Raw genomic sequence first — 15,371 nt, forward strand, 5'->3', positions numbered from 1 at the left:
CGTCCGCGATCTCCCGGTGCCGCCGCCCGGGCCACCCCCGCGGAGCTGCGCGCCCGGGCCGAGGCGCGGCGCGCCGGCCACCCGGCCACGCGGCTGCGTGAGTGGGCCGCACGGGCCGGGCGGTGGGCGCTGCCCGTCGCGGCCGGTACCACGGTCGTGGTGGTCGTCGTGCTGGGCGCTATCGGGGCCGGCCACCTGACCGGGGGTGTGGCCGAGGACGAGACGCCGGCCACCGGGTCGTCGCACATGGTGCCGACGAGCGCTCCGGGCGATACCCCCAGCCCGCTTGTCCTGTCGACGGTGGGCGACCCGTCCGCGACGCGGGCCCACCTCGTGGCCCTCGCGACGGTGGCTGGGCGCGCGCGGGAGACCACCGGGCCGGGGGCGTATGCGTACGTGCACGTGCAGAGCTGGGCGGCTGGGCAGAGCCGGGGGGCCAGCCCGACGTCGCGCGACGAGCGGCTGTGGTGGGCCGCCGACCGGTCCGGCCGGGCGGCGACCACCGTGCTGTCGCAGCCGCCCCCCGTCCCGGTGCCTACCGTGCCGGAAGCGTCCACTTCGGACACCACCATCACCACCTACAAGCCAGGGAAGGTGCCCGTCGTGGTTGACGCGCCGTCCGTACAGGCCCCACTCCTCGCGTTCCAGCTTGCCGACCAGCAGCCGCTCAGCGAGGGCCCGCGCGGCGTGCTGCGCGCGGTGGCCGATCTCTACCGCTCCCACCACCTGGACCCGGCGCAGCGCGCGGCCGCTCTCAAGGTCCTCGCCGACACCGACGGCGTCGACTACCGGGGGACCGTCGTCGACCGCAGCGGGCGCAGCGGCATCGCGGTCAGCGTCGACAGCGACGGCGGTGCCACGCGCGACGTGGCTGTCTTCGACCCGCGTGCCGGGCGGCTGCTGAGCTACGAGCGGGTCGAGCTCGTCGGCGCGGCCACCTCGCCGTCCCGGTCGCCCGCCCTGGTGGCGTACGTGCTGTACCTCAACTCGGGGCGCACCGAGACGGCCGGCGCCATCCCGTAGCCGGCCCTGCCGGTCGCCCGGGGATCAGAGCTCCGACCGATCACGTCTCGCTGTCGAGGATCGACATACCGACCGCGTTGTACCGCGTTCCGGCCACCGCCTCCGCCGGTACCGCCGCCTCGATGCGGGCCAGCACCTCGGGCGCGAGCCTGACGTCCGTACTGCCGAGCGACTCAGCCAGCCGCTCCCGGGTACGCGCGCCGATCAGCGGCACGATGTCGTCGCCTCGGCTGAGCACCCAGGCGATGGCCACCTGCGCCACCGTCGCGTCCCGCTCCCGCGCGACCTCGCGGAGCGCGTCCACAAGCCGCAGGTTGGCGTCCAGGTTGTCGCCCTGGAAGCGCGGTGAGTGCCCGCGGAAGTCGGCCACGCTCAGCTCGCGGTCCGCCCGCCAGTGCCCGGAGAGCAGGCCGCGCGAGAGCACGCCGTAAGCGGTGACAGCGATCCCCAACTCCCGCGTGACCGGCAGGATCCGCTCCTCGATGCCGCGGGACATCAGCGAGTACTCGATCTGGAGGTCGGCGATCGGGTGTACCGCGGCCGCCCTGCGGATCGTCTCCGCGCCCACCTCGGAGAGGCCGACGTGGCGCACGTACCCCGCGTCGATCATCTCCTTGATCGCGCCGACCGTCTCCTCGATCGGGATGGCCGGGTTGAGCCGCGCTGGCCGGTAGATGTCCACATAGTCGGTGCCGAGGCGGCGCAGCGTGTACGCCAGCCGGTCCTGCACCGCCGCGGCGCTCACGTCGGCGCCGACCGGCTGGAAGCCACCGCCCGGGCTCCGCATGCCGCCGAACTTCACGCTGATCACCACGTCCTCGCGCTTGCGGTCGCGCAGCGCGCGGGCGATCAGCATCTCGTTGGTGCCGGAGCCGTAGAAGTCCCCGGTGTCGATCAGGTTGATGCCCGCGTCCAGCGCCGCGTGGATGGTCGCGATGCTCTCGGCCTCGTCCGCCGGGCCGTAGAAGTCGGACATGCCCATCGCGCCCAGCCCGAGCGCCGAGACGGTGGGGCCGGTACTGCCGAGCTGTCGTGCCTCCATGCGATCCTCCGATTTCTCGCTCACGCATCGATCCTGCGGCGATTACCCCAGATGTGGCAGGGCCAGGCTTACCAGGGACTGGCTCTCCCTGTTTCCCGCGTGGCTAGGGTTGAGAGGTGGATCGGGCGCAGCTCGCAGACTTCCTCCGGCGCCGCCGGGAGGCGCTCCTACCCCGCGACGTGGGCTTCGCGGCCGGTGTACGCCGCCGCACCCAGGGCCTGCGCCGCGAGGAGGTGGCGCTGCTCGCTGGCATGTCGACCGACTACTACAGCCGCCTCGAACAGCAGCGCGGCTCCCAGCCGTCCGAGCAGATGGTGGCCGCGATCGCCCGCGCGCTGCGGCTTCAGCCGGACGAGCGGGACCACCTGTACCTGCTCGCCGGCCACCAGGCCCCGGCCCGCCCCGGACCCTCCGCCGCGGTGCACGCCGCCACGCTGCGCATCCTCGACCGGCTGCACGACACGCCGGCCGTGGTGATCAGCAATGTCGGCGAGACGCTCGCGCAGAACCGCCTCGCGGTCGCGCTCCTCGGCGACGCGTCCGGATACACCGGGCTGGCCCGCAGCTTCGTGTGGCGCTGGTTCGCCGACCCGGCCGCCCGCCTCATATACCCCGAGGCCGACCACGAGCGCCACAGCCGCGTGCTCGTGTCCAACCTGCGCGCGGCGTACGTCCGGCGCGGCCAGGACCCGTTCGTGCAGGAGATCGTGACGAGCCTCGCCGCGGCGAGCCCGGAGTTCGTGGCGCTGTGGGAGCGGCACGAGGTCGCGGTGCGGCGGATGGACACCAAGCGGATCGTGCATCCCGAGCTCGGCGTCATCGAGCTTGACTGCCAAGGGTTCGTGGCGGAGAGCGAGACGCAGAAGCTGCTCGTGTACACGGCGGCGCCCGGCAGCCACGCCGCTGAGCAGCTTGAAACCCTTGCTCGAAGGGAAGGAATACTGACCTCCGGCATCTAGTTCAAAGTTGAAAGAAAGCAGGACTAGAGGCAGGATAGGTGACATGCAGTTCGGGATCTTCTCCGTCGGCGACGTCACGCCGGACCCGACCAACGGCACCGTGCCGACGGAGCACGAGCGGATCAAGGCGATGGTGACGATCGCGCTCAAGGCCGAGGAGGTGGGCCTGGACGTCTTCGCGACCGGCGAGCACCACAACCCGCCCTTCGTCCCGTCGTCGCCGACCACGTTCCTCGGGTACATCGCCGCTCGCACCGAGCGGCTGATCCTCTCCACGGCCACCACGCTCATCACCACCAACGACCCGGTGAAGATCGCCGAGGACTACGCGTACCTCCAGCACCTCGCCGACGGCCGCGTCGACCTCATGATGGGCCGCGGCAACACCGGTCCGGTGTACCCGTGGTTCGGCAAGGACATCCGCGACGGCATCGCGCTCGCGGTCGAGAACTACGCGCTGCTGCACCGCCTGTGGCGCGAGGACGTCGTCGACTGGGAGGGCAAGTTCCGGACGCCGCTCCAGTCGTTCACCGCGACGCCCCGCCCGCTCGACGGCGTGCCGCCCTTCGTGTGGCACGGCTCGATCCGCAGCCCGCAGATCGCCGAGCAGGCCGCGTACTACGGCGACGGCTTCTTTCACAACAACATCTTCTGGCCGGTCGAGCACACCAAGCGCATGATCGAGCTGTACCGCCGGCGCTTCGAGCACTACGGCCACGGCACGGCCGACCAGGCGATCGTGGGCCTCGGCGGCCAGGTCTTCATGCGGCGCAACTCGCAGGACGCGGTCCGCGAGTTCCGGCCTTACTTCGACAACGCCCCGGTGTACGGGCACGGCCCGTCGCTGGAGGAGTTCACCGAGCAGACCCCGTTGACCGTCGGCAGCCCGCAGCAGGTGATCGACCGGACGCTCACGTTCCGCGAGCACTTCGGCGACTACCAGCGGCAGCTGTTCCTGCTGGACCACGCCGGCCTGCCGCTCAAGACCGTGCTGGAGCAGATGGACATGCTGGGCGAAGAGGTCGTGCCGGTGCTGCGGCGCGAGATGGACGCGCTGCGCCCCGCGCACGTGCCGGACGCGCCGACGCACGAGTCCCTCAAGGCGGCCCGCGCCGCCTCGGCCGCCGCAGAGGTGGAGGCATGACCCGGCGTTCCCTCGTCGTGGTCTCCGCGGGCCTGAGCCAGCCGTCCTCGACGCGGCTGCTCGCCGACCAGCTGGCGGCGGCCACCCGCCGCCGGCTGGACGCGGACGCCGAGCCGGTCGACCTGCGCGACCACGCGCACGACCTGACCAACCACCTGCTGACCGGCTTCCCCGCACCGGGGCTGGAGCGGGTCCTCGACGCGGTCGCCCACGCGGACGGCCTGATCGCGGTCACGCCCATCTTCAACGCGTCGTACAGCGGCCTGTTCAAGTCCTTTGTGGACGTCCTGCCCAAAGAGTCGCTCGTGGACAAGCCGGTGCTCATCGCGGCGACGGGTGGCACCGCACGCCACTCGCTGGCGCTGGAGCACGCGATGCGCCCGCTATTCGCCCACCTGCGCGCGGTGGTCGTACCGACGGCGGTCTTCGCCGCGCCGGAGGACTGGGGCGGCGGCGCCACTGCGCAGGGCTCCCTGGCAGCCCGCATCGAGCGCGCCGCCGCGGAGTTCGCGGTGGAGATCGAGCGACGCGAGCCGCCGGTGGTGGTCGACCCGTTCAACGAGCCGACCCCGTTCTCCGAGCTGCTCGGCGGTTCGTCCTAGGAGGCGGCGGCACGAAATGTGAAACCGGAATGATAAAGCCCGCCGCAATGTGCTCCGACGGGCTGTAATGCGTGTTGCTATTCAGTTATACAGTCACCAAGGTAGCAATTACGACTGGGCTTCGCCGACTGTTCGATCGAAGATACCTGAACGCGTGGCGTGGATGAAGTCTTGGAAGCACTGCTGGCTTACTGTCAGGACGGGGCCACCAGGTTCGGCCTTTGAATCCCGTATTCCGACATAGCTGTCTGACAGCACGGCTACCTCTACGCAGTTGCTTTCTCCAGCGCCGGACCGGCGGCTCTTTTTCCATACCGTCGACGGCACGTGGTCGTTAGCCATGCTAACGTTTTCTCCCCAACCCTAAAGAGTACCTGCCATTGGCCCGCTGCAAGGATCTGCAAACGGGCTTGGATGGTCGCGTCTGGACCTAGTACGCGCGGACGGAAGGCTACACCATGCGGCGGCCACACAGGGGGCACTTGGGTTTATCCAGGTGAGTCCCGTGTGTCGCGCCCCTGTCGGGGCTGGGGTCGAAGGTAGCAGGGCGCGGCATTCAGATAGTGACTGTCTCATCGCTGGCCGTCATACTGCAAGTAGCGGTGACGTAATGATCGCTCCCGGCGATCATCGGCGAGGGGAACTCCCGGACATGACTGAGCCTCTTGATCCCTCTATCTGCCGCCTGCGCCTCAGGCGTGCCTTGCGGGAGGCGCGTATTGTGAAGGGTTTCAGCCAGAAGGATGTCGCCGAGGCCCAAGATTGGTCAGTGTCAAAGCTATTAAGGATCGAGGGCGGGGCCGTCGGGGTGTCCACCACCGATTTGCGCGCGTTGCTTGACATGTACCAGCTGCGGGATCCGGAGCTTGTCGGCCAGCTGACACTATGGGCCCAGGCGGCTCGCCGATCGCCGTTGTCTGTCTACCGCGACGTGCTGAGTGCGGAGTTCCTCACGTACCTCAACTACGAGGGCTCGGCGGCTGTTGTGCGGCAGTGGGAGCCGCTTCTGGTGCCGGGCCTGCTACAGACCGAGAGCTACGCCAGAGCGATCATTCATGCCTTCGCGCCCGAGGGGAGATCAGAGCGGATCATCGAACGGCAGATCGAGGCGCGGATGAGCCGGCAGGAAGTCCTTCGCCAGCCGGGCGCTCCCGAGATGTTCTTCATCTTGGACGAGTCGGTGCTGCGCCGGCGGGTCGGCGGTGGCGTCACGATGATCCAGCAGCTGGAGCACCTACGCGAGCAGGCGGAACGACCGCACATCTCGATCCAGATCCTGCCCTTCGCGATGGGCGCGCACCGAAACATGCGGACGCCGTTCGTGATTCTCGAATTCAAGGAGGCAAACGTCGAAGATCTCCTGTTCCTGGAGAATCCGCGCGGTGACCTCCTCGACCGCGACGACGGTGAGGAGCTGGCCGTATACCTCGCGAGCTTCTGGGACCTGGAGAGCCGGGCACTCGCCGCCGCCGAGATGGTGGCCACGATCGACGCCGTCATCCGGGATCTCGCCTGAGCTGTCCCGCGTGGGCGCCGCACGAGTTGACAAAAAGATCGATGCGAGGCCGCCAAAGCGCGACCTCGCATTGATCGATTGTGGCGGTCCCGTGCTCACGCGTGGATCGGATAGAAGGCTCTGGCCGGCCGGAGCAGTGCCACCGGTGCTCCGATTATCGAGATCACTATTGGCGCCTCCCAGCCGAGGAGGGCCAGTGTGATCGCCTGCACGACAACCACGATCACGATGACGGTCGACGAGTGTCGCGGCTGTCGGTGGGGGACGGGGGTGATCGAGTTTGTGTGCCGTCTCGGTGGAAACCTCATTGTCATTGTGGCACCCTCTTTCTGCCTGAAGCCCGTTCCTCGGAGCAGGCTCTGCCGCGCGGGAGCGTTTGCCGCCGCTTTCCCCACCACGACAAGCCTGCTTTGAGATTACGTGCTGTAAGGGGCCCGAAATCATGTGGTGACGGCAGGTGCTAATTGGTGCCGAGCGCCCAAATAGCATGAAAGCCCTCTGCGGCAACAGAGGGCTTTCGTGGCGCTTCCGGGGTCAAGCGTCTGGGCTGCAGGCCGTGCCGTGGAAGCAATGCCGATCCGAGGAGAACAGCACATCTAGTATGGCGCTGACATCGGCGGAATGGAAGTGCCGACCAGCCATGTGGCAGATCGCGAGACGGAGGGTTGGTCGTTGCTGTCTGTGAGCGTCGAGAAGCCGACGTTCAGACGTACGATAGCTCAGCGCCCGATGGCAGGTTGGGATTTCCATAAATTGGCTTCCCATGCCAATGGCGTTGCGTGAAATGGTAACCGGATAGGAGGGCTAGTCGACGGGCTCGCCGTCCACGTACACGGTGACGCCGGGCTTGCCGGTCCAGAAGGAGAGCAGGCCGCTGATCTTCTGGCTCTCCGGCAGCGGCGTGCGGTACGTCCACACGACGTCGTCGCGGACCGAGTCTCCGGAGCGGACGGACCAGTACGTGGCCTTGCCCTTGTACGGGCAGTGCGACTCGGTGGCGCTGGGCTGGAGCAGGTCGAGCCGCACGTCGGTCATCGGGAGGTAGTAGCGCGGCGGGAGGCCGGTCTCGAAAAGGACGTGCGGGTGGGTGGACTCGGCCACCGTCACGCCGTCGACCTCCACGCGTACGTGCCGGGAGCTGGCGAGGATGTCGACGCGCGTGTACGGGCTGCGGACGTGCACGTACACCGGCTCGTCCTCCTCCAGCCATTCGTCCATCGCGTCCCAGTCGAAGCGGACCAGGCCGCGCAGCTCCTCGATCGGGGAGTCTTCGTGGCGGACGGCGGCGTCGACGGCCTCGCGGTCGCCCACGCGCACGGTGTAGAGCTGCCCGTCGCCGCGGCTGGGGGAGTGCTTGATGCCGCCGGTGGGCACCAGCACGCCGGCGCGCACGTCCGCCAGCGGCAGGTAGTAGGTGGGGTAGTGGGGGCTCTCCCACACATACGCCGGCTTGGTCGTGTCGGCGATCACCTGACCGTTGAAGACCACGCGGACCCGCTTGGCGCCCTGCTCCACGCGTACCCGGCCGCGGGCCGCGGTGGAAGCCGTAGAAGAAGTCATGTTGTGAACCAACGGACCCGGTCGAGATCGAATTCCGGATATGGTGCTCGCCGTGAGCAAGCTCCTGAAGAGCGTCGCGGCCAAGCTGCGCCGGCGCGCGCGGCGGCCGGCGGGCGTCACCACTGTCGGACGCAGGCTGGTGTACGCGCCCAATTTGGACGGTGACGCCGACCCGGGCGAGATCGTGTGGACCTGGGTGGCGTACGAGGACGACCCGCGGCAGGGCAAGGACCGCCCCGTGCTGGTCGTCGGGCGGGACGGGCGCACGGTGATGGGCCTGATGCTCTCCAGCAACGGCGACCGGGACGGGCAGCGCCACTGGTACGCGCTCGGCCCCGGCGCCTGGGACCGCGAGCACCGCCCGAGCTGGGTGCGGCTCGACCGGGTGCTCACTATGGACGAAGACGGCATCCGCCGCGAGGGGGCGGTGCTCGACCGGGTGCGTTTCGAGGCGGTAGCGCAGGAGCTCCGCACCGGCTACGGATGGGCGTGACGATGACGCGGGAAATACCAGAGCGGACGCCGTTCGCGACGATCGACGACATGCCGCCGCCCATGCGCGCGATGATTTTCGCGGCCCTGGATCGGATGGCCGCCGACCCGCAGATGCGGCGGGTGCGCGCGGTCGCCCAGCGGGCGCTCGACCCGCGGCCGGGCCAGCGGGTGCTGGACGCCGGGTGCGGCCTTGGCGAGGTGGCGCGCGACCTCGCGGCCGCGGTGGCACCGGGTGGGGAGGCCGTGGGGGTTGACGCGTCCGCCGTCGCGATCGCCACCGCTACCGAACGCGCCGGCGACGTCCCGGTCACCTACGCCGTCGGCGACCTGCTGTCCCTGGACTTTCAGGACCAGACCTTCGACGGTGTACGGGCGGAGCGCGTCCTCCAGCACATCGGCGAACCGGACGCCGCGGTCGCCGAGCTCGTGCGGGTGACCCGCTCGGGTGGGCGGGTGTGCCTGGTCGACACCGACTGGCTCTCGCTCGCCAGCGACGGGCTGCCGGAGGACCTGGTCTCGCGGATGTGGCGGGAGGCGACGGGGGCTCGCCAGCACAACCCCACGATGGGGCGTACTCTCCGCCGCCGCCTGGTCCGCGCCGGGCTGGTGGACGTGGTGTGCGAGCCGGTACCGCTCTGGTTCACCGACCCGGACGAGGCGAGCACGGTGATCCCGCTCTTCAACCGGAGCATCCCGCGCGAAGCCGGCTTCGTCCCGGACGAGCTGTGGGACCCGTGGTGGGCCGCGGTGGACCAGGCGACCGCGGCGGGCGAGCTGCTCGCGTTCGTGACTATCTGGGTGGCTGCTGGCGTCCGCCCGTAGTGTCACTCGGGTCGCCGACGATGCCGGCGAAGAGGGGCACCCCGGTCGGCGGGTGCGTGATCGCGAAGGCGAACGGGACGTCCGCGCTCACCGCCACGGTCGGTGGCGGGCGCCACGAGGTCAGCGACATCAGGCCGGTGGCGGCGGCCGCCTCGGTACCCCACTCGTCGACCGTGATGGTGGCCCGCTGCACGGCACCGTCGATGCGGAGCCCGGGGCGGATGCCACCGAGGTCCGCCCCCGCCTCGAAGACCGTCCGGAGACCGAGTGCCTTCATCGGCGGTACCAGATCAATGTGCGAGCCGTAATCGAAGCGCGGCATGGCCAGCCGGACGTAGACCGGCGCGAGTGATCGTGTGACGGCGGCGAGCAGGTCGGGCGCGAGCAGCGCGTCCGGCGCCTGGTCGTCCGCCGGCACGATGAGCCGCATGGCGAGGTCGGCGTCCTTGTAGGGCAGCTCGACGGCCTGCCAGCCCGGCCCGGCCGCGTAGGCGATGTCCGCGTCGAGGTGCATCATCGGCACCCGCACCGGACCGCCGGCGGCCGCGAAGTGCTCGTTGGCCGTCGCCGCCGGCTCGAACGGGTGGCGCCACTCGGCCTTGAGGTAGATCGCGTTGGCGAGCACCAGGAGGGTCTGGGGGAGAGGGCGTCGAAGAGGCGGGGGATCCGCCCGGCGGTGGCGTCGTGCACCCAGGCGTTGATGACCTCGGCGCCGTCGCGGCCGAAGTCGACCGGGTGCACGCCGCTGCCGTAGTGCGCGGCCAGCGTCTCCAGGAACGCGGCGCCGACCGGCAGGCCGTGCTGGGTGAAGAGGCCGTTGGCGACCCGGACGTGCGCGGTGGCGGTGGCCTGGGCGATCGCGTTGAACGCCCCGTGGAGGCCGTGCTCCGGAAAGCCGAAGACACGGTCGATCTCCGCGGCCGTCTCGCCGCCCGCGCCGGCCCGGGCCATCGCGAACGCGTACGCCAGGGAGAGGGGCGAGCACACCCAGTTGGTGGTGGTCGCCCGCTCGGCGAGCGCATGGCCCACCCCGGTCACGCCGCCGGCCACCTCGGCGATCGGGGCGTCCCCGGGCGGCGTGGCCCGCTCGACGCCGTCGGCCGTGAGGGTCGGGACGGCAGCCATGCGTACAAGACTAAATGGCCGCGGCCGGCTTGACGCCGGCCGCGGCCACTCGTGTTGCCTTATGGATATCGATCGTCAGCGTCAGCCGCTGTAGCCACGCTCGGCGATCCAGTTGGCGAGCGAGATGGTGCTCATCCAGTAGGTGCCACCGTTCGCCGGGTCGGCCGGGTCGGCGATCTGGACCGTACGGCCCTGGTCGCGGTAGCCCACGACGGTCAGGTAGTGCCCACCCTCGTACGAGTGCGCCTTACCGTCCTCGTCGATGGCCGTGCCCTTGATGTTGGCCACGATCGGGTGGCCATTGCTCAGGGCGCGCACCGCGTCCGCCTGGAGGCGGTCCATCTCAGCGGGCTTCGCGGCCGAACCCGGGATCTCCCGCGTCTGGTAGAAGTTCGTGCCGGTCATCTCGTTCAGCACACGCGTGGTCTCGTGCGCCGAGTTGGTGCCGGCCTCGGTCGTGCCCAGCTTCTTGGCCAGTTCCTCCTGGCTCGGTGCCGGCCCGTGCGCGGAGAGCGCGATGCGGGTCGCCGCCGGGGCACAGAAGTAGAACGTGCTCTGCTCCTGGTAGCCGATGCCAACCTGGGCCTCGCTCTTAGGCGCGGCCGCCGGCTTGGCGTCGGCCTTCTTGGCGTCGGCCGGCTTGGAGTCGGTCTTCTGGACGCTGACCGGCTTCACATCGGTCGGCTTGGCGTCGTTCGCCGGCTTCGCGGCCGCGTCACTCTTGGCGGCGACGGTGACCGTCGAGGCGGGCGGCGCCGCGCTGGCCGGGTCGCTCGCTGCCTGGATAGCTAGCGGGCCACCGACGGTGCCGGCCGCGACTGCCAACCCAGCGGCGAACATGGCATGCCGTTGGAGCCGGTTCCGGTCGACGGAGAACAGCGATCGATCGAAGACGCGCTTCATAAGGGGAACCCTTTCGTTTGGGGGATACGGCGCCTCGGGGGTGAGGGCCGCTTTTCGCGCGCACGGAAGCCTGTTTCGCGCTTCCGTGATTTCGCGCTGAGCGGCGCCTCCCGAAATGAGGCCCGCTCCAGACGCGCACCGTCCTCGGGGTGAGGCCGAGCGCGTGCGACACCTCGCTGAGGGCCGCGGGTCGCGCACGCGACATCTCTTGGTACTGGCCGCGAACGCAACGGCACGCGCGGTGAGGTTCCGGCGTGCCAGCGGATTTCAACCGGCCGGCGACCCGATCCATTCCCAGGCCCCGGGCGGGTCCCGCGCCACTGGCCGGCATGGCCCGGACGTCCCATCTGTGCGGGACGACCCTGCCCATTTGCTTGGTCTGTCCGGTTATGTACTTAACCCGGACGGCGATCGTGGCGGGGTCCACCGGCCTCCGGGGGATCAGCCCGCCGGACCGCCCGCCCCCGGCCCGCGGGTCATGTGGACGGGGCCTTGGGGTCCAGGTGCGGTCGGCCCGGCGGGCCGGCTATGTGGGCCGGTCAGGTCACTGGGCCGTCCGTATGGTCCTTCCTCGTCACGTGCCAGAAGCCGGCAACGGCTACCACCGCACCCAAGAAGGCGACAAACGGCGGCACGATCGCGGCCGCGATGGCAAGTGCGACGAATCCGATGACGATGGCCCAGAAGACCCGCGTGCCCCCACTCACGTACCACTCCCGTGTTGCGGTTGTGGCCGGCGCAGGGGGCCCCGGCGATGCGGGTTCGACGACCCGCACAGGAGGTAGAACGAGCGACCGCCCATGGGGGCGCGGCTACCTTCTCACCTGCGAACCCATCTCAACGCCGGCCCCCGGCCGGGTATGCCGCCGAGCTACGGCGTTATGCGCCACCCCATGCCCGACCGCCGGCTCCGGGCCTAGATGTCTTGGACGTGACGCCCGCGACCGGTGCGACGATCGAGCCGGATGTGACGCTGGGCGGTGGCGCTTTGGGCGATTCAGCAAACGCTCTATGCGCCGAACCGGACGCCGAAGACATGAGCGCCCTTGAGTCGCTCGCGCAAGCGGGCGAAGCCGTCATAAAGCGGGCATCCGGGTCAGGTCGGAAGGGTCAGGCGGACGCGGGCACCGGCTCGGTTGTGGCGGCGCGGGCGGCGCGGCGGGATCGGCGCCACTTCGTGACGATGATCGTGCTGGCTACCAAGCCGAGGCCGGCCGGGGCGATCGCGAGCCAGTTGATGTCGCCGGGTGACGCCACCGCGGCGCCCATCGCGGCGTACCCGAAGGCGGACGGGACCGAGGCGAGCACGCTGCCGATCAGGAATGGGCGGAGCCGGGCTCCGGTCGTGCCGTACCCGTAGCTGATCAGGCCGAAGCCGCCGACCGGGAGCAGGCGTACGGTCACCACGCCCAGCACGCTCTGCCGGGCGAACCAGCCGTCCAGGCGGGCGAGCCGGCCGCGTACCCGTTCGGCCACGAAGGCGCGGCCCAGCAGCCGGCCGACCCCGAAGCCGAGCGCGGCGGCGAGCAGTGCGGCCCCCAGCGCGTAGCTGGCACCCCGACCGTGCCGAAGAGCGCGCCCCACGCGAACGAGACAAGCGTGCGGGGGACGAGTACCACCATCATCAGCGCGCCGAGCACGATGGCCGCCGGCGGCGCGAACGGGCCCAGCCGGTCGACAAGGCGGGGCGCGGTGGCCAGGTCGGGCTGGGGCAGGAAGAGCACGCTGACGGCGCAGGCGGCCAGGATCGCCAGCAGCAGCAAGAACCGCGCCACCGACCGCTGCCGCATCAGCGCCGGCCAGGTGCGCGGCGGCGGGAGCGCGCGTACCAGCGCGCCGAGGCGGGCCGTCACGCCGCCGCCGTGGCAGCCATGCGCTCCGCCCGGAGGCGGTCGGCCCACGTGTCGTCGAGCGGGGGCAGCGTGTCGTACCCGGTGGCCCACCGCAGCAGCAGGTCGGCGATGGCCGGGTTGCGGGACAGGGCCGGGCCGTGCGAGTACGTGCCGAGCAGCTTGCCCCGCCACGCGCCCTCGGTCGCGCCGTCGTTGCCGATGCCGGTGCTGACCCGGGCCAGCGGCGAGACGCTGGGGCCGAGGTGGGTACGGCCACCGTGGTTTTCGAACCCGGTCAGCGGGGGCAGCCCCAGCCGCGGGTCGATCGGGCCGCCCAGCTCCCCGACCGCACGGGTGGGTCCGCGGTCGGAGCGGAAGTCGAGCAGGTCGAGGCCGGCGTACTGGGTGCCCTTGGCGAAGAACGAGCCGCCGAGCAGCTGGTACCCCGCGCACACCGCGAACACCACCGAGCCCTGCGCCACCGCGCGGTGCAGGCCGCCGTCCGCGATCAGCCGCTGCGCCGCGAGCGCCTGCGGGCCGTCCTCGCCGCCGCCGACCAGGTAGATGTCGGCGGTGGTGGGCATCGGCTGGTCGGAGCGCACCTCCACCGTCCGGACCGGCAGCCCGCGCAGCGCGGCCCGGCGGGCGAGGATGAGCATGTTGCCCCGGTCGCCGTACGTGGACAGCAGGTCCGGATAGATCCAGACAATGCTGATGATGCTGTCAGAGGACACGGTCGAGCTCCGCTCGGATGTCTTGGAACGCGGTGTAGTTGGCGATCACTTCCAGCCGGCCCGGCGGTACGAGCTTCACCGCCTCGCCGAATGTTCGTACGTGCTGGAAGGGCACCTCGTTCACCTCGAGGCGTACTGCCAGGTCATACGCACGGTCACCGGTGATGAGGACCTGGCGGCCGCGCAGGGGGCTGAAGTCGACGTCGAACAGCCACGACGTGTCGAGCCCGTCGGGGTCGCGTGCGTTGATCGACAGCAGGGTCGGCGCCACATCGGCCATGTCGAACGCCTCAAGCCAGCTCGCCGGGTTCTTGGCGAGCAGCAGCCGGATGTTGCGGCCCTCGCGGACCACCTGCGCGTACCGGCCGGCGACCGAGGCCACCGTGGAAAGCCGGGAGACCGCGTCGGTCGGGCGGACGCCGAACTGGGCCGCCACGGCGAGCGCGGTGGCCGCGTTGCCGAGGTTGACCCGGCCGGGGAGCTGGAGCGAGACCTTGTGCCACGCGCCGCGGGGGTCGACCACGCCGTCGTCCTCGACCACCCACTGCGGGACGGGCCGGCGCAACGAGCAGCCGGTGCACCACCACTGGTCGGCTTGGCGCTCGATCGGCGAGCCGCACTCGGGACAAACCCACGAGTCGTCATGCCACCGCTGGCCGGCGCTAAACCAGGTGACGGCCGGCGAACCGGCCGAGGCCCACACGACCATCGGGTCGTCCGCGTTGGCCACCACGTGTACGCCAGGGTGCTTGGCGAGTGCGGTGCGCCACATCTGGGCCATCATCGCGACCTCTTTGGCCCGGTCGAGCTGGTCGCGGGAGAGGTTGAGCAGGGCCACCACGCGCGGCTCGGTGGCGATCAGCACCTGCGCCAGGTAGTGCTCGTCGACCTCCAGCACCGCGTACGGCGTCTGGCCCGCCTTGGCGAGCGCCGAGGTGTGGCCCGTCGGCATGTTGGCGCCGAAGCCGTTGGTCGCCACCGGTCCGAGCACGCCCACGGCGGCCGCCGCCAGCCGGGTCGTGGTCGTCTTGCCGTTGGTACCAGAGATGAGTGCGATCGAGCGCCCGGCCGCCAAGTGAGCGAGGAGGTCGGGGTCGATCTTCAGGCCGATCCAGCCGCCGATCACCGAACCGTCGCCGCGCCCCGCCGCTCGCGACAGGGCGGCCGCCGTGCGGGAGACCGAGCTGGCGACCTTCGCCCGCAGGGGCATCTTGCCGTCTGTCACGGAGGCGAGGTTACCAACGATCTCTGGATCTTCGCCGCACCGCCGGATAGCCGTCCTTGAACGCCCTGTACGCCACGAAGTGTGTGGTGATACTCACCGTGATTGGTAGACGGAACGTGAACGGCGCTACTACTTAGTGTGCTGGCATTTAGGACAGTGCCCTTCGCGTGCGCTCATTCAGAGTCGTGCCAACTTCGCTCCGCAAGATCTTCATCACTCTATGTCAGTGAGGGCATCGGCTACAAACGTTGGGCCGGGTCGAAGTCCCGGCCGCACCGCCGGGACACGCCGAGCCCTGCCCACCCGTCCGGTGCGGACACTGGAGACACACAACGGCATAGCGGGCAGGGACGGGGGACCCAAGATTTGTGGTCCTGGGGTCTGTCTGG

The 15,371-nt window shown here is 70.3% G+C and carries 14 protein-coding genes and 2 pseudogenes; 7 read left to right on the forward strand and 9 right to left on the reverse strand.

The genetic code is table 11. The features are described 5' to 3' along the window. Positions 1–159 precede the first annotated feature (159 nt). On the forward strand, positions 160–1,023 hold the full coding sequence (locus Pflav_RS01295) for a hypothetical protein (protein ID WP_173033089.1): 864 nt from the start codon (positions 160–162) through the stop codon (positions 1,021–1,023). 40 nt (positions 1,024–1,063) lie between these two features. On the opposite strand, the gene Pflav_RS01300 is transcribed toward Pflav_RS01295, so the two are convergent. Next, on the reverse strand, positions 1,064–2,089 hold the full coding sequence (locus Pflav_RS01300; RefSeq protein ID WP_232070903.1) for an aldo/keto reductase: 1,026 nt from the start codon (positions 2,087–2,089) through the stop codon (positions 1,064–1,066). Positions 2,090–2,181: 92 nt separating this feature from the next. On the opposite strand from Pflav_RS01300, the gene Pflav_RS01305 reads away from it, so the two are divergent. Genes Pflav_RS01305 through Pflav_RS01315 form a run of 3 tightly spaced genes read left to right on the forward strand, consistent with a single transcriptional unit; the run spans position 2,182 to position 4,770 of the window. After that, complete coding sequence (locus Pflav_RS01305; RefSeq protein ID WP_173033091.1) at positions 2,182–3,024, forward strand: helix-turn-helix transcriptional regulator; 843 nt, start codon at positions 2,182–2,184, stop codon at positions 3,022–3,024. Between the two features lie 43 nt (positions 3,025–3,067). After that, positions 3,068–4,168 (forward strand): LLM class flavin-dependent oxidoreductase, encoded by a 1,101-nt coding sequence (locus Pflav_RS01310; protein ID WP_173033093.1) that lies wholly within the window; start codon positions 3,068–3,070, stop codon positions 4,166–4,168. After that, positions 4,165–4,770 carry an FMN reductase gene (locus Pflav_RS01315; protein ID WP_173033095.1) on the forward strand — a complete coding sequence of 202 codons (606 nt, stop codon included), beginning with the start codon at positions 4,165–4,167 and terminating at the stop codon, positions 4,768–4,770. Before Pflav_RS01310 ends, Pflav_RS01315 begins: the two co-directional genes overlap by 4 nt. A 108-nt stretch (positions 4,771–4,878) precedes the next feature. On the opposite strand, the gene Pflav_RS01320 is transcribed toward Pflav_RS01315, so the two are convergent. Then, positions 4,879–5,112, reverse strand: coding sequence for a DUF397 domain-containing protein (locus tag Pflav_RS01320; protein ID WP_173033098.1), 234 nt, complete (start codon positions 5,110–5,112; stop codon positions 4,879–4,881). 310 nt (positions 5,113–5,422) lie between these two features. Here Pflav_RS01320 and Pflav_RS01325 point away from each other — a divergent pair, with 310 nt between their 5' ends. After that, a complete protein-coding gene (locus tag Pflav_RS01325; protein WP_232072589.1) occupies positions 5,423–6,286 on the forward strand; it encodes a helix-turn-helix domain-containing protein in 864 nt (287 codons plus the stop codon). Positions 6,287–7,090: 804 nt separating this feature from the next. Here the strand turns inward: Pflav_RS01325 and Pflav_RS01330 are convergent. Further along, positions 7,091–7,846 carry a DUF427 domain-containing protein gene (locus tag Pflav_RS01330; protein ID WP_173033102.1) on the reverse strand — a complete coding sequence of 252 codons (756 nt, stop codon included), beginning with the start codon at positions 7,844–7,846 and terminating at the stop codon, positions 7,091–7,093. 85 nt (positions 7,847–7,931) lie between these two features. Between Pflav_RS01330 and Pflav_RS01335 the strand changes: the two genes are divergently transcribed. Together Pflav_RS01335 and Pflav_RS01340 are read left to right on the forward strand one after the other, a co-directional pair. Further along, positions 7,932–8,339 (forward strand): type II toxin-antitoxin system PemK/MazF family toxin, encoded by a 408-nt coding sequence (locus tag Pflav_RS01335; RefSeq protein WP_415624369.1) that lies wholly within the window; start codon positions 7,932–7,934, stop codon positions 8,337–8,339. Positions 8,340–8,341: 2 nt separating this feature from the next. Beyond that, on the forward strand, positions 8,342–9,163 hold the full coding sequence (locus tag Pflav_RS01340) for a methyltransferase domain-containing protein (protein ID WP_173042166.1): 822 nt from the start codon (positions 8,342–8,344) through the stop codon (positions 9,161–9,163). Here Pflav_RS01340 and Pflav_RS48330 read toward each other — a convergent pair. The 6 genes and pseudogenes from Pflav_RS48330 to Pflav_RS01375 all read right to left on the reverse strand — a co-directional run bounded on the left by Pflav_RS48330 (position 9,132) and on the right by Pflav_RS01375 (position 14,967). After that, positions 9,132–10,288, reverse strand: a pseudogene (locus Pflav_RS48330) (serpin family protein). The gene Pflav_RS01340 and the pseudogene Pflav_RS48330 overlap by 32 nt on opposite strands. A gap of 81 nt (positions 10,289–10,369) precedes the next feature. Further along, a complete protein-coding gene (locus Pflav_RS01355; RefSeq protein WP_173033110.1) occupies positions 10,370–11,191 on the reverse strand; it encodes a C39 family peptidase in 822 nt (273 codons plus the stop codon). A 539-nt stretch (positions 11,192–11,730) separates the two neighbouring features. Beyond that, entirely contained in the window at positions 11,731–11,898 is a 168-nt protein-coding gene (locus Pflav_RS01360; protein WP_173033112.1) for a hypothetical protein, read from the reverse strand. 403 nt (positions 11,899–12,301) lie between these two features. Next, positions 12,302–12,981 (reverse strand): annotated as a pseudogene (locus tag Pflav_RS01365) (TVP38/TMEM64 family protein). 59 nt (positions 12,982–13,040) lie between these two features. Beyond that, complete coding sequence (locus Pflav_RS01370) at positions 13,041–13,757, reverse strand: type 1 glutamine amidotransferase (protein ID WP_173033114.1); 717 nt, start codon at positions 13,755–13,757, stop codon at positions 13,041–13,043. Then, positions 13,747–14,967, reverse strand: coding sequence for a Mur ligase family protein (locus tag Pflav_RS01375; RefSeq protein WP_173042167.1), 1,221 nt, complete (start codon positions 14,965–14,967; stop codon positions 13,747–13,749). Before Pflav_RS01375 ends, Pflav_RS01370 begins: the two co-directional genes overlap by 11 nt. Positions 14,968–15,371 lie beyond the last annotated feature (404 nt).

The sequence above is a fragment of the Phytohabitans flavus genome (genome assembly GCF_011764545.1).
GTDB lineage: Bacteria > Actinomycetota > Actinomycetes > Mycobacteriales > Micromonosporaceae > Phytohabitans > Phytohabitans flavus.

Bases quoted from the DNA above. Each gene is read 5' to 3' on its own strand.
- Pflav_RS01310 (WP_173033093.1), top strand. From the start codon at position 3,068: ATGCAGTTCGGGATCTTCTCCGTCGGCGACGTCACGCCGGACCCGACC.
- Pflav_RS01355 (WP_173033110.1), bottom strand. From the start codon at position 11,191: ATGAAGCGCGTCTTCGATCGATCGCTGTTCTCCGTCGACCGGAACCGG.
- Pflav_RS01330 (WP_173033102.1), bottom strand. From the start codon at position 7,846: ATGACTTCTTCTACGGCTTCCACCGCGGCCCGCGGCCGGGTACGCGTG.
- Pflav_RS01325 (WP_232072589.1), top strand. From the start codon at position 5,423: ATGACTGAGCCTCTTGATCCCTCTATCTGCCGCCTGCGCCTCAGGCGT.
- Pflav_RS01315 (WP_173033095.1), top strand. From the start codon at position 4,165: ATGACCCGGCGTTCCCTCGTCGTGGTCTCCGCGGGCCTGAGCCAGCCG.
- Pflav_RS01375 (WP_173042167.1), bottom strand. From the start codon at position 14,967: ATGCCCCTGCGGGCGAAGGTCGCCAGCTCGGTCTCCCGCACGGCGGCC.
- Pflav_RS01340 (WP_173042166.1), top strand. From the start codon at position 8,342: ATGACGCGGGAAATACCAGAGCGGACGCCGTTCGCGACGATCGACGAC.
- Pflav_RS01320 (WP_173033098.1), bottom strand. From the start codon at position 5,112: ATGGCTAACGACCACGTGCCGTCGACGGTATGGAAAAAGAGCCGCCGG.